This window comes from Marinobacterium rhizophilum DSM 18822, assembly GCF_000378045.1.
Taxonomy (GTDB): Bacteria; Pseudomonadota; Gammaproteobacteria; order Pseudomonadales; family Balneatricaceae; genus Marinobacterium_A; species Marinobacterium_A rhizophilum.
In genome coordinates, this window is the sequence record NZ_KB899117.1 from 12315 (window position 1) to 32663 (window position 20349).

Sequence of the window (20349 nt, forward strand, 5' to 3'; positions counted from 1 at the left end):
AGTGGTTCACATGGTTTCTGAAGACGGCCCCTTGATCTTGGCTGTTAATCACAACCGGCGAAACCTGGATCTATTGAAACAGTTTCTGAGCGAAGACGGATATCGAATTGTCGCCGCGAGCAGCCTGAAAGAACTCGGCGAGGCATTGAATGCTGAACAACATATCGAGCTGGCGCTGGTGGATGTCAGCGGCTTTGACCCTGGTATATGGCGCCACTGCGAGCACATGCGTATCAGGCAGTTGCCTTATCTCGTACTGGTATCAAGCAAAGAGGCTGCCGGCAGCCTGCATCAGGGCTGCTGCCATGGCGCCCGCTATGTGCTGGTCAAACCGATGCGAAAAAAGGAGCTACGCTTGATCCTGAACGGCTGTTGCAGGCATCACGATGAACCGGATTCTACTATTACTGGACCATGAGGAAAACCGACGCCTGCTGGCACAGTGGCTGGAGCCGCAATACCAGATACTGCCCAACACAACCAACGCACTGCTGGCGGGCACCTTTGATCTGTGCATTCTCGATGCCCCCGCCCTGAACCGGCTCTGGCAGCAGGTCGAGGCCAGAAAAACGCGGGAACGCCCGCTATTCCTGCCGTTTCTGGTGGTCATCTCGCAACGTTACGACCATATGATTACCGGGCTTGTGCGCCAGTGTGTCGATGAGCTCATCAACAGTCCGGTGGAGAAAACCGAACTGGTCGTGCGACTGGAAAACCTGATGCGCATTCGCCAGCTGTCCCTGGAGCTGGAGGCCGCGAACGCTCAACTGCAGCGCAACCTGCAGCGCATGAAAGACGACGAAGAAGGCGGCCGCCACATCCAGTTTCAACTGCTGCCCACGCAGAACAAGCAGCTCGGCCCGTATGAATTCAGTCACAGGCTGATCACCTCCGCGTACCTCAGCGGCGATTTCATCGACTATTTCGCCATCGACGACCAGCATCTGGGATTCTATATGGCGGACGTCTCGGGTCACGGGGTCTCGTCGGCCTTCATCACGGTGCTGCTGAAAAGCTATATGACACGCTACCTGGAGGACTATCGGGAGAACCGCGACACAGCCATCCTGCGGCCGCACGAAGTGCTCGGCCGCCTGAACCATGAGATCTGCAGCGCCCAGCTGGGTAAATACCTGACCATGTTTTACGGCGTGATCAACCAGCCCGACAACCAGCTGCTGTTCAGCCAGGGCGGCCAGTTCCCCTTCCCCATGCTGTTTGACGGATCCGGCTCGCGCTTTGTCGGCATCAAGAGCCTCCCGGTCGGGCTGTTCGAGTTCGCCGAATACGAGACCCTCAGCCTGGAGCTGCCGCCCGCGTTCACCATGGCCCTGATCTCGGATGGCATACTGGAAGTGCTGCCGCACACGCAACTCAAGGACCAGCTGGCGTTCCTGCTATCCTTAATCAGCAAGAACGACATGACCATAGAGTCGCTGATTCGCGCACTTGCATTGAATAACCAGAGCCCACTGCCGGACGATATAACCTTCCTTATGATCCGAAAACGGAGTTGAGATGGAAACGGGTACTGTCTTCTATGCCAAACAAGGGCGCACCTACGTGCTGAAGCTGGTCGGCGAGCTTCGCTACACCCAGGGCGAGAACTTCAATGCGTTCCTCGAGCGGCTGTTTCAGCGCCAGGACTTCGATCAGATTCTGATTGACCTCAGCGGCACGGAATCCATCGACAGCACCATGCTGGGGCTGTTGGCCAAGGTCGCCAACTTCATGCGTGACCGCTTCCAGCGCAAGGCCATCCTGGTGTCCACCAACGAGAATATCAGCCAGCTACTGGATAGCCTGGGCTTCTGCGAAGTGTTCAACGTTTGCGAACAGCCGGACACCGAGACCGGCGCCCTGCAGCCCTTGTCATGCGCCAGCACCAGGACAGAGGACATGGCCGCGACCATACTTGAAGCCCATACCATTCTCAGCGAAGTAAAAGACAGCAACAAGGTTCTGTTCAGGGATGTGATAGACGCCCTGAAAGACTCTACAGGCTGAGCGCGCGCGCCAGTGATGCCTGCCTGGATTCAGAACTGAAGGCCATTGCAGACCCTGCTGCAACAGGATGGTGGCGCGACGATAACCGCGGTTCAAAAAGCACACATCAAAACGGGGAGGCATCCGCCTCCCCGTTGGTCTATCTCACTGGCTAGTCTTACTGGCTCATCTCACTGACCGTTGATCGTGGTCAGACGGCCTTGTGGCCGCGACCACCCAGCATGACCACCAGCGACCATACCGAGTCGGCTCCAACGAGAAAGCCAACGATTATGCTGTTCCACATGGCCGCCGCGATGCCGGTATATCCCAGCAGGAACGGTGCGGCGATTAGCCAGGCACCCAGTGCAAGCAGGACCCATTCTTCCCACACCTGCGTCTTCCTGAGTACGGCGATGGCAAAAACGACCACTGCGACGCCCACGATCACTGAGTTCCACATGACCATCATGGCATCCGCGCCGGTCGTACCGAGCAGAAAAGGCGATACAACCAGCCAGGCGCCAAACAGCAACATCAGCCAGTCACGCCAACGTTCTTTAAACTGTGCATAATTCATGGCACACCTCCCACTCTTGATCCGGTTACGTTGGACAGTCCAGTCTGGCTGTCCAACAGCATCCAGTACTTTTAATATCCCTACTTAAAAAATAGGATTGTTTTGAGGAATTTCAATGGGTCGCGCCCTTGCCAGCAGGGGCTTTCGGGGGAGAATGCGGCACGGCATCTTCGTGCAGACGTTGCGCTTTGAGTTACAGCGGCGGACTACAACGCCCTGATCAGCACATAGACCGTCATGGCAATGACCGACAACGAACTCCAGGTCCAGCAGAATGCCCGCACATCGTGCAGTTGAGCTGTCACATAGGCGAGAAAATGCGCGGCACGGGAAATCACGTAGGTCCAGATCAGCACCTGGGCCAGCAGCACCGGCGGTGCCGACAGCACGAACAGAAAGCCTGCCACGAGAAAGCCGGGGATACTTTCAAGGTCGTTCAGATTAAGCCTGCGCGAACGCTCCACATACTCGTTGGGCTCCAGCTGCCCCGCTATCGGCGCAGGATTGAGTGGGCTTTTCTTGGCGTCTTCAGGACTGCGAAAACCACCACCGGCTTTCATCATTCGCACCACCGTCATCCAGGGCTGGAGCATCAGTTTAAGCAACATGATGCTGGCCGCCACGCTGTACGCCTGGAACACCGGATTATCAAGACTTAACAGAGCAATGCTGTCGGGCATGACCTTTAAACTCCTCAATGGCGGAACAAGCAGCCTCGCCGCTCAAGTGCTGGCCGGCGGATGGGCCGCGACCAGCTTCTGAATCTCGTCGGCCTCCAGTGTTTCCTTCTCCAGCAACATCTTGGCCAGGGCCTCCAGCAATGCCCGATGCCGTTCCAGCAATTGCGCAATGTCTTCCTCGCGGGCCTTGAGCAAGCGACTCACTTCGGCGTCGATCACCTCGGCGGTGTGCTCGCTGAAATCCCGCTGCTGGGCCATTTCCCGACCAAGGAAGATATGTTCCTCGCCGCGGCGAAACGCGACCGGGCCAATCCTGTCGCTCATTCCCCAGTGTGTCACCATGTGGCGCGCCAGGTTCGTCGCCTGTTTCAGATCCTCCTCTGCGCCAGAACTCACCTCAGAAAAGATAAGCTTCTCGGCACCCCGCCCCCCGAGCATTACGCCAATGCGGTCATACAGGTAGCTCTGCTTAAAGTTGTGCCGCTCCACATCAGGAATTTGTTCGGTAACGCCCAGCGCCCGCCCCCGTGGCAGGATGGTGACTTTATCCAGCGGATCAGCATGGGGCAGCATGCAGGCGGCGACCGCATGCCCCGACTCATGAAAAGCCACCAGATTTTTTTCCTCGTCACTGAGCACCATCTCGCGCAAACCGCCCAGCACGACCTTGTCACGGGCTTCGAGCAGCAGCGTCATATCGACATCATTGCGCCCCGTACGGCCGGCCAGCAACGCCGCCTCGTTAACCAGGTTTTCGAGATCCGCGCCGGAAAAGCCCACGGTTAGCGCCGCGAGGCGCGCCAGATCGGCATCAGCGGCCAACGGAACCTCTCTGGAGTGAATTTTCAGGATGGCCTCACGGGCAGGCCGATCGGGCAGGTCCAGCGTCACCTTGCGATCAAAACGTCCCGGGCGCATCAGGGCCGCATCCAGCACATCGGGTCTGTTGGTCGCCGCCAGCACCACGACGGTTTCATGGGGATCGAAGCCATCCATCTCGTTCAAAATCTGATTGAGCGTTTGTTCACGCTCATCATGCCCCCCGCCGAGACCGGTGCCACGCGCTCGACCCACCGAGTCGATCTCATCGATAAAGATGATCGCGGGCGCTTCCTTCTTGGCGCTCTCGAACATGTCACGCACCCGGGAAGCCCCCACACCAACAAACATCTCGATAAACTCCGAGCCGCTGATACTGAAAAACGGCACGTCGGCCTCACCGGCCACCGCACGGGCCAGCAGTGTCTTGCCCGTACCGGGGGGCCCCATCAGCAGCACCCCACGGGGAATCTTGGCGCCCAGTTTGCGGTAGTGTTCCGGATCACGCAGGTAGCCGCTGATCTCGCGCAGATCCCGCTTGGCATTGGCGAGCCCCGCCACATCATCGAAAGTGACCCTGGACTGCCCCCTCTCGAAGCGTTTGGCCCTGGATTTGGCAAAGCCGAACAGACCGCCGGCGCCGCCCCCGCCCATCATGCGCTCCTGCATCCTGGCGCTGGCATACCAGAACAACCCGATGATCAGCAGCCAGGGAATCAGGCCCACCAGCAATCGCGCCCACCAGGAACCCTCCTCGGCTCGGGCTCGAACCTCCACGCCCTGTTCCTCCAGTAACGGAATCAGCTGCGGATCGTCTATCGGCGGCAACGTTGTGGTGAAGCGGTTGCTCACGGGCGCCTGGTTTGCCCCCGTCACGGGTTCTGGCCGGTGCAAGGTACCTGTTACCTGCGCGCCCTGCATCGTCACCGTGGCCACATCACCGGCACGCACGCGTTCCTTGAACTCCGTATAGGACAGGTCCTGCCGCTGTTGGGTTTGCGACATGTCCAGCCAGAAATAGGAGAACAGAAACACGGTCAAAAACCAGACGATAAGCCGAATGCCGGAATTCGGAGATTGCGCAGGCCCCGTTCCCGAGGGTGTGTTGACTGGCTGTTTATCTGTCATGGAGCTGGAACCTTCAGATGTGCCAAATATCATCCCAACAGTGTAGTTGACTGGAGCGTCGCACCGCTGCAACCCGGCGCAGATGAAAATTAACACAAACCTAAACGAGAATGATTTGCACTACTTTTACCGTGTGTTATATTTCCCGCCCTTCTGCGACCGCTGTTCGGATCAACCGTACGCCGTTGCGGCACTGGGCAGAACGAACTCAAAACAATAGAAAGCACCCGAAGTAAAGAAGGCCAACATGCTGTTTGATATCCACTTCGAATTGAAAACACTCATTAAAATCACACATCTTTTAGGCCTGGCACTGGGGGTCGGTGGCGCTCTGTTGCTGGACCTGATCATTCTCAATTTCTTTCACCGGCGTAGCATTACCGAGGAAAAGTTCGACATACTGCGCCAGTCAACGCGCGTCGTCAGCCTCGGCCTGGGCCTGCTCTGGGTATCCGGCGCCGGTTATCTGCTGCATTACCTCGCCTATTTCGAACAGGGACTGCACAACCCCAAGGTCTGGGCAAAAGTTATTATCGTCGCCATTTTGACGCTGAACGGCATGCTGATTCATCACTTGATCCTGCCCCATATACAGGCCCGGATCGGCAAGACGCTTTTCCACGACTGCAGTCTGCGCAGACAGATAACCATGCTCAGCGCATCAGCTGTCTCGATTGTGTCATGGCTCACGCCCATGGCACTGGGTGCGTGCAAGGAAATGAATTTCAGCGTCCACTGGAGTCAGATCCTGCTGGCATATGGGGGCTTGTTACTGCTGGGGATTATCGGCATTCAGCTGATCAATCATTTCTGGCTCAACCGCCCCAGCCAAATCTGACCAGGCAGTATTGCAACAACAGCCGGTGAGTAAAGCATTCAGGACATGGCAGCGCGCATGCATAAGCACTCAAAAAGGTTGTTCGCACAGTAGACGCAAAGCTCGAGACGAAGCCCCGGGGTGCGGCACAACGGCGCCGGGATAAGGGATATCCGCTTCTGACGCTGTCGGGCGTCGTGACATGCATCTTGGAGTTTCGAACCAGAAACGGGGTATCTAGAATCACGGCTCGGCTGAGCCGCGCCAAGTCCGCTGTTCAGTGAGAACGGAGCACCCTTGCGGCTCCACCCATTCGGTAAGGTCGCGCGCGAAGCACTGCAAGCTCGCCGTCAGATAGCAGCGGATCAGCCGAACTAATTAGACACGTGTTAGCCACGCGCGCTGGCGCGCGCCGGGGTACCTTTATCCAGCGCGCGCATGGCCACGATACCGGCCAGGGGGCCAAGCGACAGCAGGCCGAAGGCGGCGCCCCAGCCGGCGGCCTGCTGAATAACGGGAATAAGCCAGATGGTGGGCACCGTGAGAATAAAGCCAATCGCCAGTTGCAGCGTTAATGCCGTACCGACATAGCTTTGATCGGCAACCTCGGTTAACAGCGTGGAAAACTGGGCCGAATCCGCCACCACCCAGAACCCCCAGACCAGCCCCACCAGCAGCACCAGCAGCACCGGCGCCTGTTGCATAAAACCAATGATCAGCGCACAGCCGCCGGAAATCGCCATGGCGAGCGCCGTCGCCCGTGCCCGTCCCCAGTGATCCCCCAGCAGGCCGCCGGCCAGGCATCCCGCCGCACCGGAACCGATAACCGCAAAGGTGCCGAACGCCGCCCACATGCCGGCCTGTTCAACCCCTTGCAGCGCCAGGGTGCTGGTAAAGAACACCGAAAACCAGGCCCACATGGCATACAGCTCCCACATGTGACCGAAGTACCCCAGGGATGTGAGCAAGACTCGGCGATCGCTGAACACCTGCCAGGCCTTGCGCGGGTCAAAGGGCGCCCGTGGAAACGGAAAAGGACCGTCGCTTCCCAGGTACTCGGCCACGAGCCCGCCCAGCAGCGTCAGCAGCGAGGTGACAACTATCACCCGCTGCCACTCGAGCCCCCCCATGCCATTCACCAGATGGGGCGCCGCCGAGCCGAGCGTAAGCGCGCCGACCATGATACCCAGCGCCGTACCGCGCTTGAATCTGAACCAGGTTGCCATTGCCTTCATGGCCGGCGGGTATACCGCCGCCAGACAGGCACCGGTAATCCCGCGCAGCACAACAGCGGTCCAGAGTCCCGGGGCCAGCAGAAGGAACAGGTTGGCCAGCGCCGCAAGTACGGCACCCAGCAGCATGAGGCGCCGCGGCGCAATCCTGTCGGCCAGGTTCAGCAGCGCAGATCCCAGTGCACCGAGCACAAACCCGAGTTGAACCGCAATCGTCAGCCAGGCCGCCTGGCCGGTCTGCAGTCCCCAGTGCTGCACCAGTTGTGGCACGACCGCCGTGGCCGAGAACCAGGTGGTCATGGCCAGCAACATGGCCGTTGCCAGCACTGCCAGACCTCGCCAACAGCCGGCGGGATCACGGTTCAGGACGCCATTGTCATTGGGTTCGCTCTGCATGTCCTTGATCCCCGTGGTTTGGCATAGATTCGAGGCCGTCGGCCACCTGCACGCGCCCAGCATACCGAGACCGGCACCGCCTGCACAGGCCACCGGGCACCCTCTTTGGTCGCAATAGAAAGCCGGAAGAAACGATCAACCTGGCGAGCAACCTGATCAGACAGAGCGTCTATACTGCAAGCCACAGCGCAGCAGGGGAAAGGACATGCCCATGTCACGCCACTATATCCGTCACCCGTCAGAGATACCGATTCAGATAATACTGGCCGGCAAACCCCAGATGCACCGCATGTCGAACATCAGCCTCGGTGGACTCTGCGTTCACACCGGCCACTGCCTGCCCAATGAGACTGAAGTCATCATCCGTATTCCGCTGTTGATACCCCAGTTCAGCGCCAGCGGCCAGGTGCGCTGGTGCCATTACCTGGCGCAGCAGGACGCCTTGCTGGGTATCTGCTTTCGTGATCCGGAAACAGCCTTTGCGGTACGCATGGTCGAACAGATCTGTCACATAGAAAGCTATCGACGGCAGGCCAGCCGGCAAACGGGCCTCGACTACAGTAGCGAGCAAGCCGCCGTCGAGTGGATTGCGCGCTACGCCCACTGTTTCCCGGACCTAACAGGTTGTTGAAAAGCGTTAGCGAGGCAGCTAGCGCAAGCGGTGCGCCGCCCGGGCAAAAATCGGCGAAATGAGGGAGTTTATGGAGTATAAATGACCGAATTATTCGCTTCGCTCACCCCTTCGGGGCCGCATTAAAGTGCGTTCAGGCAAAGCCTGTGAGCCGATTTTTAATGCCGCAATAGCAACGCAGGTAGTTTATCAACAGCCTGCTAAGCACCTGATAAGACACCTGTCGGCACCTCAAGCCGAATGCTTGAGGCGCTGCAACTCGTCGCGGTAGTGCCCGGCCAGTTCAAACTCCAGGTTCTTCGAGGCTTCATACATCTTGTCTTCCAGCTGACTCATCGCCTTGGCAAGCTGCTTGGCGGTCATGGTGGCTGGGTCAAACTGAGTATCTTCTGCCTGGGTGGCCACTTTCCTGGCCCCGCGCGAGGCCTTGCGCCCCGGAATTGTGCTGGCACCTTCCATGATATCGGCCACCGACTTGTAAATGCCCTTGGGTACAATGCCGTGTTCAAGGTTATAGGCGATCTGCTTGTCGCGCCGGCGCTCGGTTTCGGTCATGGCCCGCTGCATTGAGCCGGTAATGCGATCGGCATAGAGGATGGCACGCCCATTAACGTTACGAGCCGCCCTGCCGATGGTCTGGATCATTGAGGTTTCGGAGCGCAGAAAACCTTCCTTGTCGGCATCCAGAATGGCCACCAGCGCCACTTCAGGCATATCGATGCCCTCGCGCAGCAGGTTGATGCCCACCAGCACATCAAACTGACCGATTCGCAGGTCGCGAATAATCTCGACCCGTTCCACCGTATCGATATCCGAATGCAGGTAGCGCACCCGTACGCCATGCTCGGCCAGGTAATCGGTCAGATCTTCTGCCATGCGCTTGGTCAGCACCGTGACAATAACCCGCTCTTCGTTGGCCGTGACCTTGCCTATCTCCGACAGCAGGTCATCCACCTGGGTGACGGCCGGACGCACTTCCACCTGGGGATCGACAAGACCGGTGGGGCGCACCACCTGCTCGGCAATCTGCCCGGCATTGGCGGCCTCATACTTGCTCGGGGTAGCGGAAACAAAAATCATCTGCGGCGCCAGCGCCTCCCATTCCTCGAACTTGAGCGGCCGGTTATCCAGCGCAGACGGCAGACGGAAGCCATATTCCACCAGGGTTTCCTTGCGCGACCGGTCGCCCTTGTACATGGCCCCCAGCTGCGGCACGGTGACATGCGACTCGTCAATCACCACCAGGGCGTTGTCCGGCAGGTAATCAAACAGCGTCGGCGGAGGCGCACCGTCGACGCGGCCGGACAGGTAGCGCGAGTAGTTCTCGATACCGGAGCAATACCCCAGCTCCATGATCATTTCCATGTCGTACATCGTACGCTGCTCGAGCCGTTGTGCTTCCACCAGCTTGTTGTGATCGCGCAGCTGCTTGAGGCGCCCGTGCAACTCGTCCTTAATCTTGTCGACCGCCGCCAGCAGCACTTCGCGCGGTGTCACATAGTGGGTCTTGGGGTAGATGGTGACGCGGGGCACGCGGCGCAGTACGGCGCCGGTCAGAGGATCAAAGTAGCTGATCTGTTCCACTTCGCTGTCGAACAGTTCAATGCGCACCGCCTCGGTTTCAGACTCCGCCGGGAATACATCGATAACGTCGCCACGCACTCGGTAGTTGCCCCGGTGCAGCTCGACATCATTGCGCGTGTATTGCAGCTCCGCCAGACGGCGCAGCACCTGGCGTTGATCAATCTCTTCGCCCCGGTCCAGGTGCAGCATCATCGACAGGTAGGATTGCGGATCGCCCAGACCATAGATAGCAGAGACCGTTGCCACGATAATGGCATCATCACGCTCCAGCAAGGCCTTGGTGGCCGACAGGCGCATCTGCTCGATATGATCGTTGATGGAAGCGTCTTTCTCGATAAAGGTATCGGACGACGGCACATAGGCTTCAGGCTGATAGTAGTCGTAATACGAGACGAAATACTCAACCGCATTATCCGGGAAAAACTCGCGAAACTCGCCATACAACTGTGCCGCCAGCGTCTTGTTGTGCGCCAGGATAATGGTGGGCCGCTGTATCTGGGCGATCACATTGGCGACGGTAAAGGTCTTGCCCGACCCCGTCACACCCAGCAGCGTCTGGGCCACCAGGCCCGACTCAATACCATCCACCAGGGTGGCGATGGCCGTTGGCTGATCTCCTGACGGCTGAAAGCCCGACTGAATCTTAAATCGCTGTTTCATTAAACTACCTGCCTCACAACGCGACCGCATATTCTAACCTACCTGGACGCCAAGCCCTATGATCTTGCACCAGGGAAAGGCATTCAAGGATAAACCGGCAGCTCAGCTGAGCGCGCAGACCCGCGCCTGAACCCGACCTTGGCTAAAAGGCCGCGAACCTGCAGCTTTAATGTGCCAAAAGTCTCATTCTTTTTTACACAAGGATTCAGACTGACACGGGATTCCGCTATCATTGGCCGGCTGGGAACAGCAGCAGATCGAGTACCGACTAATAGAGGATTGTGGCTTGGACGTTCAACTTTCAGACCGTGTAAATAGTATCAAACCGTCCCCGACGCTTGCGGTTACCAACCGTGCAGCAGAACTGCGCGCGGCCGGCAAGAACATTATTGGTCTGGGTGCAGGCGAACCCGATTTCGACACCCCGGATCATATCAAGCAGGCCGCCATTCGCGCCCTGAACGAAGGCTTCACCAAGTACACCGCCGTCGATGGCACTCCCGGTCTGAAAAAAGCCATTATTAGCAAGTTCAAGCAGGACAATGGCCTGGAATACGCGCCCAACCAGATTCTGGTGTCCTGCGGCGGCAAGCAGAGCTTCTTCAACCTGTCGCTGGCGCTGCTCAACGCCGGTGATGAAGTCGTCATTCCGGCGCCCTACTGGGTCTCATACCCGGACATGGTACTGGTCGCCGACGGCAAGCCGGTCATTGTCACCACCACCCAGGAGCAGCGCTTCAAGATGACCGCCGAGCAGCTGGAAGCGGCCATCACAGACCGTACCCGCCTGGTGGTACTGAACAGCCCGTCCAACCCGACCGGCGTAGCCTACAGCCTTGAAGAGCTCAAAGCGCTGGGCGAAGTGCTGAAAAAACACCCCGGGGTTCTGGTTGCCACCGACGACATGTACGAGCACATCCTGCTCAACGATCAGCCGTTCTGCAACATCCTGAACGCCTGCCCGGAACTGTACGATCGCACCATCGTGCTGAACGGCGTGTCCAAGGCCTACTCCATGACCGGCTGGCGCATCGGCTATGCTGCCGGCCCCGCCAAGCTGATTGGCGCAATGAAGAAAATACAGTCCCAGAGCACCTCGAACCCGACCTCCATCGCCCAGGTTGCGGCCCAGGCAGCACTGGAAGGCGACCAGGGATGCGTGGCCGAGATGGTGAAGGCGTTTCGTCAGCGGCATGACTATGTTCTCGAGGCGCTCAATGCCATCGAGGGCGTGGACTGCATTCCGGCAGACGGCACTTTCTATGCTTTCCCGAGCTTCCAGGGCGTAATTGACGCCGACCCGCGCTTTGAAAACGACCTCGACCTGGCCGAGTTCCTTCTCAACGAAGCCGGCGTCGCACTGGTACCGGGCTCGGCCTTTGGCGCACCGGGCAACATGCGCCTGTCGTTCGCCACCAGCCTCGAAACACTGCAGGACGCCATCGGGCGCATCCAGAAGGCCCTCGGCGCCTGATCCGCCGACACCTTTGCAGCGTTATACCGCACGGGCCCCCAGGGGCCCGTTTTCGTTTTCAGCCACATCAAAGCCTGAGCGCCCCACCCGGCCGCACGATGCCTGTTCGCTCATAGGATAGCCACCCGAATCCAATAATGGCCCCGCCAACAAAACCGCAATCTTTGCAGGTTTTAATAGACGATCGTTAGCGCTAAACTGCCATCTTATTTTTAGCATGACCGGTCTAATTAAAATGAACCGCGGACGCAAACCCGAACACTGCCGCGAAAGCATCCTGGAAATGGGCATGGAGCTGTTTGATCGCAACGGCTATCACGGTACCGGCCTGAAAGAAATTCTCGACACCTGCCAGGTCTCCAAGGGCTCCTTTTATAATTTTTTTGGCAGCAAGGAAGAGTTTGCCATCGAGATTATCCGCCACTTCCAGAGCCAGGCCTTTGAATGCTGGAATCAGCAGGCCGACCAGCCCCCGGGGTGTCATGCGGCGCGATTGCGACACAAGATTGAGACCGAGATCCAGACCGGCCAAGCGCACTGCTTTCGCATGGGCAGCCTGCTGGCGAACCTGTCCGGTGAGATCGGCGCGGCCTCGGATGCCTTTCGCAGCGCCATTCTCGACACCACGAACCGCATCCTGGATGCGCTCGAACAGGATATGCTGCAATGCCAGCACGAAGGATCGGTACGCACCGACCTCGGCGCCCGGGCCCTGGCAGAACTGATCTGGAACTGCTGGCAGGGCGCACTGCTGCGCATGCAGGTGGAGGATTCCACCGCGCCCCTGAGCAACATGGTAAAGATGCTGTGGGAGCATGTGCTGCCACCGCGCCACATATAGCCCCTCAGCAAGGATGAGAGCCCAACCCCATGAAAGCACGCGATCTGATTTTGCCACTGCTGCTGGCACTGCCCCCCCTGTCAGCCACCACCTGGGCTGACGAGGAAACGCCGCAAAAATCCGGTGGACTGCCGGCTGAAGTGATTATGCTGAAGGCCCAGCCACTGACCCCGAAAATCGAGGCCGTGGGCAACTTGCAGGCCAATGAAAGCGTGGTCATACGCCCGGAGCAAAGTGGTCAGATTCGCAAAATCCTGTTTGTCGAAGGCCAGGATGTCGAGGCCGGCGCTCTGCTGTTTCAGCTGGATACCGCGCTCTATAATGCCGCCCTGACCCAGGCCAGGGCGCGGGTCAACCTGAGCCAGCAGGAGTACCAGCGTGCCCAGAGCCTGCTGCAGCGCAAGGTCGGCTCACAGAACGACCGCGACGCAGCCCTGGCGCAGCTACGGGTTGATGAAGCCGAGGCCTCACTGGCGCAGGCACGCATCGATAAAATGAACATCCGCGCCCCTTTTGCGGGCACGACCGGCCTGCGCCGGGTCAGCCCGGGAGACTATGTCAGCACGGGTCAGGACCTGGTGGACCTGATCGACACCCGCAACCTCAAACTGGACTTTCGCATTCCGGAGATCTACCTGCCCGCCGTCGCGCCCGGTCAGCAGGTTAGCGTCGCCGTGGATGCCTTTCCCGGACGGATCTTTACGGGCGAAGTCTACGCGCTTTCTCCCAGCGCCGATCCCCGAGCCCACAACCTGGAGCTGCGTGCACGTATCGATAACAGCGACGGCATGTTGCGCCCCGGGCTCTTTGCCCGCGTTGAACTGCAAGGCAGCAGCGAGGCTAACGCCCTGCTGGTACCCGAGCAGGCCATCATCCTGCAGGAAGGCGCTTTCAGCCTGATGCGGGTCAGCAGCGAAAATGCCGTTGAAATCGTACCGGTAACCCTCGGTCAGCGGCGCCCAGGCCAGGTACAGATACTGTCTGGCGCAGCGCCCGGCGACACCATCGTTACCGCCGGGCACCTAAAGCTCTTTCCCGGCATGCCGGTCACGCCGGTGTTCGTGGATGGCTCCACCGATGCCGATGCACAGGAAGCCGCACAATGATCCTGCCCGATCTCAGCATTCGGCGCCCGGTGTTGGCGACGGTAATGAGCCTGATGATTCTGCTGATCGGCTTTATCAGCTATGACCGCCTGACCGTGCGCGAATACCCCAAGATCGACCTGCCGGTCGTGACGGTTGAAACCAGCTACCCCGGCGCCAGTGCCTCCATTATCGAGTCCCAGGTGACACAGGTCATCGAGGACTCGCTGTCCGGTATCGAAGGCGTCGACTTCATGAACTCGATCAGCCGCACCGAGAAAAGCCAGATCACCATTACGTTCAAGATCGAACGCGATCCCGACCAGGCGGCCAACGATGTGCGTGACCGCGTTGGCCGCATCCGCGCCGAGCTGCCCGATGACATCGACGAGCCGGTGGTGGCCAAAACCGAGGCCGATGCGCAACCCATCATTTATCTGTCCTTCGCGTCCGACCACCACAACCCGATGGAAATCACCCGCATAGCCGATCAGCAGGTCAAGGACCGGCTGCAGACCGTGGCCGGTGTGGCCAATGTGCTGATCTTCGGCGAGCGGCGCTATTCCATGCGCATCTGGCTGGACCCTTATCGCATGGCGGCCTACAACCTGATTCCCGAGGATATCGAAACGGCGTTACGCAAGCAGAACGTCGAAATCCCGGCCGGGCGTATCGAAAGCAGGGACCGGGAATTCACCATCCTGACCCGCACCGATACCAACGAGGTCGAGGAGTTTGAGCGCATTATCATTCGCAATATCGACAACTACCCGGTGCGTATCCGCGACGTGGCCCGAGTGGCAATTGCGCCGCAAAGCGAACGCATTATTACGCGCTTTCGCGGCGAAAGCGCCGTTGCGCTGGGCGTCGTGAAGCAGGCGACGGCAAACCCACTGGACGTGTCCCAGGGCATCCGCAATGAAATGGTGCAACTGGAAGCCAGCCTGCCCGAAGGCATGCGGGTCGAGGTGGCCTACGATTCCTCGGTATTTATCGACGAGTCCATCAAGTCGGTCTATCAGACCCTGATGCAAGCCGGCGTGCTGGTCGTGCTGGTCATCTTCTTCTTCCTGCGCAACCTGCGTGCCACCCTGATTCCGGTGGTGACCATACCGCTGTCACTCATCGGTGCCTTTGCGATGATGTACCTGATGGGCTTCACCATCAACACCCTGACCCTGCTGGCGCTGGTCCTGGCTATCGGTCTGGTGGTGGACGATGCCATCGTCATGCTGGAGAACATCTACCGCCATGTAGAGGATGGTCTGGACCCGATCCAGGCGGCATTCAAGGGCAGCAAGGAAATCGCCTTCGCGGTCATCGCCACGACCCTCACCCTGGTGGCCGTGTTTGCGCCAGTCGCCTTCACCGAAGGGCGTACCGGCCGGCTGTTTACCGAGTTCGCCCTGACACTCGCCGGTGCCGTGGTGGTATCCACCTTTGTGGCCCTGACCCTGTCGCCGATGATGGCCTCGCGCATGCTGCACCACGAAACCCGCCACTCGACGCTATTCAACCTGATCGAAGGCTGGCTGCATGCGCTGACGACGGGTTACCAGACCCTGCTGGATCGCACCCTGCACTCCCGTCTGCTGACACTGGTGATCATGCTGGCGAGCATCGGCGCCGGCAGCTTCTTTTACCTGCAGCTACCGGAGGAACTGGCACCCTACGAGGACCGGGGCACCATCATGTCGTTCTCCATTGCCCCGGAAGGGTCCACGCCGGACTACGTCGACCGCTATGCACGCCAGATCGAGGACATCATCAGCGCCGTGCCGGAGCAGAACCGCTACTTTACCGTGGTCGGCTTTCCCACCGAAACCAACACCCTGACGTTTATCGGCCTCAACCGCTGGGAAGAACGGGAGCGCACGCAGCAAAGCATCGTCGAATCCCTGACACCACAGCTGTACGGCGGCGTGGCGGGCACACTCTCGTTCGCCATGAACCTGCCCTCGCTGGGCCAGAGCATTATTTCCCGCCCGGTGGAATTCGTGATCAAGTCCCAGGCCGACTACAGCGAGCTCAAGCGCATCAGCGACGAGCTACTCACGCGGGTGCGGCAGAACCCGAATTTCATCCAGCCCGACAGCGACCTCAAGCTCAACAAACCGGAGCTGCAGATAGCAGTCAACCGCGACAAGGTGTCGGACATTGGCCTTGAAGTGGACAGCATTGGCCGCGCCCTGGAAACCTACATGGCCGGGCGCAACGTGACCCGCTTCAAGCGTGATGGCGAACAGTACGATGTAATCGTCCAGATTGAGGACGCCAACCGGCGCACACCGGACGACCTGACCAGCATCTATGTGCGCAGCCCAGCGGGCGACATGATCCAGCTGGCCAACCTGGTGGAGCTGAGCGAAACCGTGGCCCCGAAGGAGCTGAATCATTTCGACAAGGTGCGCGCAGTGAAGCTGCAGTCCCTGCTGGCGCCGGGCTACAGCCTGGGCGAGGCGCTGGCGTTCCTGCAGCAGAACCTGGCCGAGATAGCACCCCAGGCAAGCTTTGACTACACCGGCCCCTCGCGGGAATTCAAGGAATCCAGCAGCAGCCTGCAGGTCACCTTTGCGCTGGCGCTGTGTTTTATCTTCCTGGTACTCGCCGCGCAGTTCGAGAGTTTCAAGAACCCGCTGATCATCCTGCTGTCGGTGCCTCCCGCACTCTGCGGCGCCCTGCTGGCGCTGTACTACAGCGGCGGAACGCTCAGCGTGTATAGCCAGATCGGCCTGATTACCCTGGTCGGCCTGGTCACCAAGCATGGCATTCTGATCGTCGAGTTTGCCAACCAGTTGCAGGACCAGGGCATGGCGTTGCGCGAAGCCATCCTGCGGGCCGCAAGCCTGCGTCTGCGCCCGATCCTGATGACCGCCGGTGCCACCGTACTGGGCGCCCTGCCGCTGGCCATCGCCTTTGGCGCCGGCGCAGAATCGCGCCAGCAGATTGGCTGGGTTATCGTCGGAGGCATGACCTTTGGCACCCTGCTGACCCTGTTCGTGATTCCTACTGTCTATAGTTACCTCGGTAAGCGCACCTTCAAGGATGTTGCCCCGCTTCCCCATACGCAATAAAGGACGCCACCTGTGAAATCGCTCCCCAATACCGCCCGCCCGCTACTCCTGGCACTGGCCATGGGACTCATCAGCGCCCAGTCCCAGGCTGGCAGCCTGGCCGACCTCTACCAGCGGGCACTGGAAAACGACCCGCAGCTCAAGTCGGCCGCCGCCAGCCTGCAGGCCGGTCAGGAAGCGCTGCCCCAGGCACGCTCCGCCCTGCTGCCCGATATTGCCATGGGAGCCGATGCCAACTGGACCGACACCGAAAATGCCGGCAGTAACGACAGCACCGGCGTAACGCTGACACTGAGCCAGTCGGTGTTCTCCGCTGCACGCTGGTATAACCTGCGCCGCGGCGAGGTACTGTCCGAACAGGCGGGCCTGGTGTTTGATCAGGTCCAGCAGACCCTGGTACTGCGCAGTGTCACCGCTCACCTGGCAGTGCTGCGTGCCATCAACAATCTCGACAGCGCCCAGGCCGAAGTGCGCGCCATTCAGCGCCAGCTTGATCAGGTCAACGCCCAGTTTGAAGTCGGCCTGATTGCCATCACCGATGTACAGGAAGCGCAGGCCAGCTTTGATAACTCCGTGGTGCGCCGCATCGAAGCCGAAGGCGAACTGGATAACAGCTACGAAGCACTCGAGCGTCTGGCCGGTGTACCCTTTCGCACTGTCGATGCACTCAAGGCCGACTATCCGATAGAAAACCCGACACCTGCACAGCCACAGCCCTGGCTTGAAAAAGCCTGGCAAAACAACCTGGGCCTGATGATTGCGGACAGCAGCATCGAAGCGGCCAGGCGCTCAGCGCAGTCAGCCCGTGCCGGTCACTACCCGACCCTGGACCTCAACGCCAGCTACGACAGTGATACCAGCGGTGTTTCAGGATTTGATGCGGGCGAAACCAGTACCCTGGGCCTTGCACTGCGCGTGCCCCTTTACCAGGGCGGCCTGACCAGCTCCCAGTCGCGCGAAGCCCAGGCCCTGCTCGACAAGGCTATGCAAGATCGCCAGGACACCCTGCTGGCGGTTACCCAGCAGACCCGCAGCCTGTTGCGCAACCTGCGCACCAATGTCCAGAGTGTAAAAGCGCGCGCGCAGAGCATCCGCTCCAGCGAAACAGCACTGCAGGCCACCCAGGAAGGTTTCAATGTCGGCACCCGCAACGTGGTCGATGTGCTGAACGCCGAGCGTACGCTCTATGCCGCCCAGCGTGACTACGCCAATGCTCGGCTGGACTTCATCTCCAACCTGTTCAACCTGAAACAACAATTGGGTACCCTGAGCCCTGAAGACCTGATGACCCTGGACACCTGGCTCGAAGCGCCGGACAAAGGCTAGAAAAAACCAGGAAAGGCCGCCACGGCCGGTGCTACAAAGGATAAGGGAATAACGGATTGCGGCACTACGAACATGCCAGCACAAAGCGGCGCGATGAATGCTGAACGTGAAACCGGCGCCCAGGCGCCGGTTATTCGGTATCATACAGCTAACTAGTTTTCAGACAGCACATAGACGCTGCCGTCCTCATCGTCATCGGGCGCCAGGCCCTCTTTCTTTTTCATGTGAAACCCCTTCTTTCTATCTATCGCACTCTGCAATGGCTGAGTGCATACTGAAAGAAATCGACCACTCTGACTAAAACATTAGCGCAACTGAGACAAGATACAACGCAATGCCAGCCACCGGAGAACCGACATGAGCAACCTGCTAACCCGAATTCTCGAAAAAGTACGGGTCACCTATGTGCAGGAAATGCAGGACAACGGCTGCCGGCAACCGTACCTCACCGCCGAGCGCCTGTGTCGTGAAACGCTGCACATAGAGGGCGACGCCCTCGCCCAGATTATCGACGAGGACCCCACGCTGCTGGCTGCCCGCGCCGGTGACCTGATAGAGAACCCCGACGAGCGCGACAATCCTGCCGTCGGCCTGATTATCTGCCGAAATATCATGGCTGCAGCGCTGGATGGCCTGCTTACGGTCGCCGTGGAAAATGAATGGCTGGACGTGGACGAAAATGGCAACGTGCTGGTCGATGCAGATGAGCTTGGCGAGCACAGTACGCCCGTCCCCGCCGTCGACTACAGCCGCTCAGCCCGCGCCCTGGAAAACGCGGGCAAGGCGGGCGTCAGCAGCCTGACGCAACTGTTCCAGGCGGCAGAGTCCGAATACAGCCGACTGCTGGAGAATGAAGTCCACGACGCCTATCAGCTGGCCCTGAAAACCTCATCGGACTTTTCTGTGTTCGCACCCGATGACATCGCACCGCTCGTGGCCGAGAACCCGCTGCTGCTGGGCCTGCGACCGGACGACCTGGTAGACCCGGACCTGTTCGACGGTGATCCCCCCGCCGGCATCATTATCAGCAGCCACCTGACCCACATGCTGCTGCAACAACTGCTGGAGCTGGCGTCCGAACGCGGCGCCCTGGCGCGGGACAGCAGCGGCCACCTGATCACGCCGGATGAAAGCGAAGCCCGGCCGCAACTGCATTAAACCCGCAACTGCGCCTGGCACCGGCCAGGCGCACCGGCACCCGCGAAGCCGCGAAGCCGCGAAGCCGCCAGCGCAGCATCCAATTAAGATAACGGTATAACCGCGCAAATGCGGCGTTGCCCTCACACCAAAAGGCAAGCCCGCATCAACTAAAAAGGCGCTACCCGAAGATAGCGCCTTTTTAATCAGTTTCGAGCCCTCAGGCCACGAGGAATTGCCTGCTCAGTGCATGGTCATGCCGATCGGCGCAACCGCAGCCTTGTCCCGATCAAACGCTTCACGCAGCTCGCTCAGCGGGCGCAAACCATAATCCATCGGGTCTGCAGGACGCTCCAGCCAGTCGAGACTCCAGATGCGGGTCATCAGCTCATACTCACCGATCAGCGCGTCAAGGAAGATCATCACGGCCTCGACCCTTGGGTCCAGGTCCAGTTCCTTGGGCGCGTCGTCCATGTAGACCTCAAGACGCAGCTTGGCATCCACCAGGCGCAACGCGAACCAGTAGTCGCTCAGTTCGCAGTACTCGTCACCCACATTGATAAACCCGGGAACCGGATCATAACGGTGGTTAAATGCCTTGAACTGGATACCACTGAGCTGGGGAGCCGCGCCGACCAGGCTCAACACCATGCCGATGGATTCAGGATAGCCATCACAGCCAAAAATCATCTCAACCGGACCTTCGTCTTCATCACGCTCGAAGTGAAATGTCAGGTTCGAATCAATCTCGCGCAGAATATCGCTGTACTGGTTAAGCAGCATGTCGGCTTCGAAATGACTTTCCTGCTGACTGTGCAGCAGCAGGTCAATCGTCTGTTCAACCTGCTGCCAGAACTCGTTAATCTGTTCGCGATTGTGTTTCATGGTTTGATTCGCGT

At 59.4% G+C, this 20349-nt stretch carries 17 protein-coding genes; 11 read left to right on the forward strand and 6 right to left on the reverse strand.

Annotated elements, in window-relative coordinates:
• Nucleotides 1-10: 10 nt before the first annotated feature.
• The 3 genes from F451_RS26310 to F451_RS0122175 are packed head-to-tail and all read left to right on the forward strand — an operon-like array spanning nucleotide 11 to nucleotide 2007.
• Nucleotides 11-418: a PleD family two-component system response regulator gene (locus F451_RS26310; protein WP_020683613.1), complete on the forward strand. Its 408-nt coding sequence runs from the start codon at nucleotides 11-13 to the stop codon at nucleotides 416-418.
• Entirely contained in the window at nucleotides 387-1517 is a 1131-nt protein-coding gene (locus F451_RS26315; protein ID WP_020683614.1) for a PP2C family protein-serine/threonine phosphatase, read from the forward strand. Before F451_RS26310 ends, F451_RS26315 begins: the two co-directional genes overlap by 32 nt.
• Nucleotide 1518: 1 nt before the next feature.
• Nucleotides 1519-2007 (forward strand): STAS domain-containing protein, encoded by a 489-nt coding sequence (locus tag F451_RS0122175; RefSeq protein ID WP_020683615.1) that lies wholly within the window; start codon nucleotides 1519-1521, stop codon nucleotides 2005-2007.
• A gap of 190 nt (nucleotides 2008-2197) precedes the next feature.
• Here the strand turns inward: F451_RS0122175 and F451_RS0122180 are convergent, their stop codons facing one another.
• The 3 genes from F451_RS0122180 to ftsH all read right to left on the reverse strand — a co-directional run bounded on the left by F451_RS0122180 (nucleotide 2198) and on the right by ftsH (nucleotide 5193).
• Nucleotides 2198-2566, reverse strand: a complete 369-nt coding sequence (locus tag F451_RS0122180) for an SPW repeat protein (protein WP_020683616.1) — start codon at nucleotides 2564-2566, stop codon at nucleotides 2198-2200.
• A gap of 206 nt (nucleotides 2567-2772) precedes the next feature.
• On the reverse strand, nucleotides 2773-3246 hold the full coding sequence (locus tag F451_RS0122185; protein ID WP_020683617.1) for an MAPEG family protein: 474 nt from the start codon (nucleotides 3244-3246) through the stop codon (nucleotides 2773-2775).
• A 42-nt stretch (nucleotides 3247-3288) separates the two neighbouring features.
• Nucleotides 3289-5193 carry an ATP-dependent zinc metalloprotease FtsH gene (gene ftsH, locus F451_RS0122190; protein WP_020683618.1) on the reverse strand — a complete coding sequence of 635 codons (1905 nt, stop codon included), beginning with the start codon at nucleotides 5191-5193 and terminating at the stop codon, nucleotides 3289-3291.
• Between the two features lie 247 nt (nucleotides 5194-5440).
• Between ftsH and F451_RS26320 the strand changes: the two genes are divergently transcribed.
• Nucleotides 5441-6031, forward strand: coding sequence for a hypothetical protein (locus tag F451_RS26320; RefSeq protein ID WP_020683619.1), 591 nt, complete (start codon nucleotides 5441-5443; stop codon nucleotides 6029-6031).
• A 368-nt stretch (nucleotides 6032-6399) separates the two neighbouring features.
• On the opposite strand, the gene F451_RS0122200 is transcribed toward F451_RS26320, so the two are convergent.
• Nucleotides 6400-7638 (reverse strand): MFS transporter, encoded by a 1239-nt coding sequence (locus F451_RS0122200; RefSeq protein WP_020683620.1) that lies wholly within the window; start codon nucleotides 7636-7638, stop codon nucleotides 6400-6402.
• Nucleotides 7639-7849: 211 nt separating this feature from the next.
• Between F451_RS0122200 and F451_RS0122205 the strand changes: the two genes are divergently transcribed.
• Complete coding sequence (locus F451_RS0122205; protein WP_020683621.1) at nucleotides 7850-8269, forward strand: PilZ domain-containing protein; 420 nt, start codon at nucleotides 7850-7852, stop codon at nucleotides 8267-8269.
• Between the two features lie 231 nt (nucleotides 8270-8500).
• Here the strand turns inward: F451_RS0122205 and uvrB are convergent, their stop codons facing one another.
• Nucleotides 8501-10513 carry an excinuclease ABC subunit UvrB gene (gene uvrB, locus F451_RS0122210; protein ID WP_020683622.1) on the reverse strand — a complete coding sequence of 671 codons (2013 nt, stop codon included), beginning with the start codon at nucleotides 10511-10513 and terminating at the stop codon, nucleotides 8501-8503.
• Nucleotides 10514-10799: 286 nt separating this feature from the next.
• Here uvrB and F451_RS0122215 point away from each other — a divergent pair, with 286 nt between their 5' ends.
• From F451_RS0122215 to F451_RS0122240, 6 genes are all read left to right on the forward strand, one after another.
• Nucleotides 10800-11987, forward strand: a complete 1188-nt coding sequence (locus F451_RS0122215; RefSeq protein WP_026291982.1) for a pyridoxal phosphate-dependent aminotransferase — start codon at nucleotides 10800-10802, stop codon at nucleotides 11985-11987.
• 235 nt (nucleotides 11988-12222) lie between these two features.
• Nucleotides 12223-12828: a TetR/AcrR family transcriptional regulator gene (locus F451_RS0122220; RefSeq protein WP_020683624.1), complete on the forward strand. Its 606-nt coding sequence runs from the start codon at nucleotides 12223-12225 to the stop codon at nucleotides 12826-12828.
• Between the two features lie 29 nt (nucleotides 12829-12857).
• A complete protein-coding gene (locus F451_RS0122225; RefSeq protein WP_020683625.1) occupies nucleotides 12858-13934 on the forward strand; it encodes an efflux RND transporter periplasmic adaptor subunit in 1077 nt (358 codons plus the stop codon).
• Nucleotides 13931-16987: an efflux RND transporter permease subunit gene (locus F451_RS0122230; RefSeq protein WP_020683626.1), complete on the forward strand. Its 3057-nt coding sequence runs from the start codon at nucleotides 13931-13933 to the stop codon at nucleotides 16985-16987. The genes F451_RS0122225 and F451_RS0122230 overlap by 4 nt, the downstream gene beginning before the upstream one ends.
• Before the next feature lie 12 nt (nucleotides 16988-16999).
• Nucleotides 17000-18313, forward strand: coding sequence for a TolC family outer membrane protein (locus tag F451_RS0122235; RefSeq protein ID WP_020683627.1), 1314 nt, complete (start codon nucleotides 17000-17002; stop codon nucleotides 18311-18313).
• Between the two features lie 357 nt (nucleotides 18314-18670).
• Nucleotides 18671-19471, forward strand: a complete 801-nt coding sequence (locus F451_RS0122240) for a hypothetical protein (RefSeq protein WP_020683628.1) — start codon at nucleotides 18671-18673, stop codon at nucleotides 19469-19471.
• A gap of 222 nt (nucleotides 19472-19693) precedes the next feature.
• On the opposite strand, the gene F451_RS0122245 is transcribed toward F451_RS0122240, so the two are convergent.
• On the reverse strand, nucleotides 19694-20335 hold the full coding sequence (locus tag F451_RS0122245; RefSeq protein WP_026291983.1) for a hypothetical protein: 642 nt from the start codon (nucleotides 20333-20335) through the stop codon (nucleotides 19694-19696).
• Nucleotides 20336-20349: the final 14 nt, after the last annotated feature.

What these genes read in the sequence shown, in the direction of transcription:
- F451_RS26310 (WP_020683613.1), top strand. Translation starts at nt 11, where the DNA reads ATGGTTTCTGAAGACGGCCCCTTGATCTTGGCTGTTAATCACAACCGG.
- F451_RS26315 (WP_020683614.1), top strand. Translation starts at nt 387, where the DNA reads ATGAACCGGATTCTACTATTACTGGACCATGAGGAAAACCGACGCCTG.
- F451_RS0122175 (WP_020683615.1), top strand. Translation starts at nt 1,519, where the DNA reads ATGGAAACGGGTACTGTCTTCTATGCCAAACAAGGGCGCACCTACGTG.
- F451_RS0122180 (WP_020683616.1), bottom strand. Translation starts at nt 2,566, where the DNA reads ATGAATTATGCACAGTTTAAAGAACGTTGGCGTGACTGGCTGATGTTG.
- F451_RS0122185 (WP_020683617.1), bottom strand. Translation starts at nt 3,246, where the DNA reads ATGCCCGACAGCATTGCTCTGTTAAGTCTTGATAATCCGGTGTTCCAG.
- ftsH (WP_020683618.1), bottom strand. Translation starts at nt 5,193, where the DNA reads ATGACAGATAAACAGCCAGTCAACACACCCTCGGGAACGGGGCCTGCG.
- F451_RS26320 (WP_020683619.1), top strand. Translation starts at nt 5,441, where the DNA reads ATGCTGTTTGATATCCACTTCGAATTGAAAACACTCATTAAAATCACA.
- F451_RS0122200 (WP_020683620.1), bottom strand. Translation starts at nt 7,638, where the DNA reads ATGCAGAGCGAACCCAATGACAATGGCGTCCTGAACCGTGATCCCGCC.
- F451_RS0122205 (WP_020683621.1), top strand. Translation starts at nt 7,850, where the DNA reads ATGTCACGCCACTATATCCGTCACCCGTCAGAGATACCGATTCAGATA.
- uvrB (WP_020683622.1), bottom strand. Translation starts at nt 10,513, where the DNA reads ATGAAACAGCGATTTAAGATTCAGTCGGGCTTTCAGCCGTCAGGAGAT.
- F451_RS0122220 (WP_020683624.1), top strand. Translation starts at nt 12,223, where the DNA reads ATGAACCGCGGACGCAAACCCGAACACTGCCGCGAAAGCATCCTGGAA.
- F451_RS0122225 (WP_020683625.1), top strand. Translation starts at nt 12,858, where the DNA reads ATGAAAGCACGCGATCTGATTTTGCCACTGCTGCTGGCACTGCCCCCC.
- F451_RS0122230 (WP_020683626.1), top strand. Translation starts at nt 13,931, where the DNA reads ATGATCCTGCCCGATCTCAGCATTCGGCGCCCGGTGTTGGCGACGGTA.
- F451_RS0122240 (WP_020683628.1), top strand. Translation starts at nt 18,671, where the DNA reads ATGAGCAACCTGCTAACCCGAATTCTCGAAAAAGTACGGGTCACCTAT.
- F451_RS0122245 (WP_026291983.1), bottom strand. Translation starts at nt 20,335, where the DNA reads ATGAAACACAATCGCGAACAGATTAACGAGTTCTGGCAGCAGGTTGAA.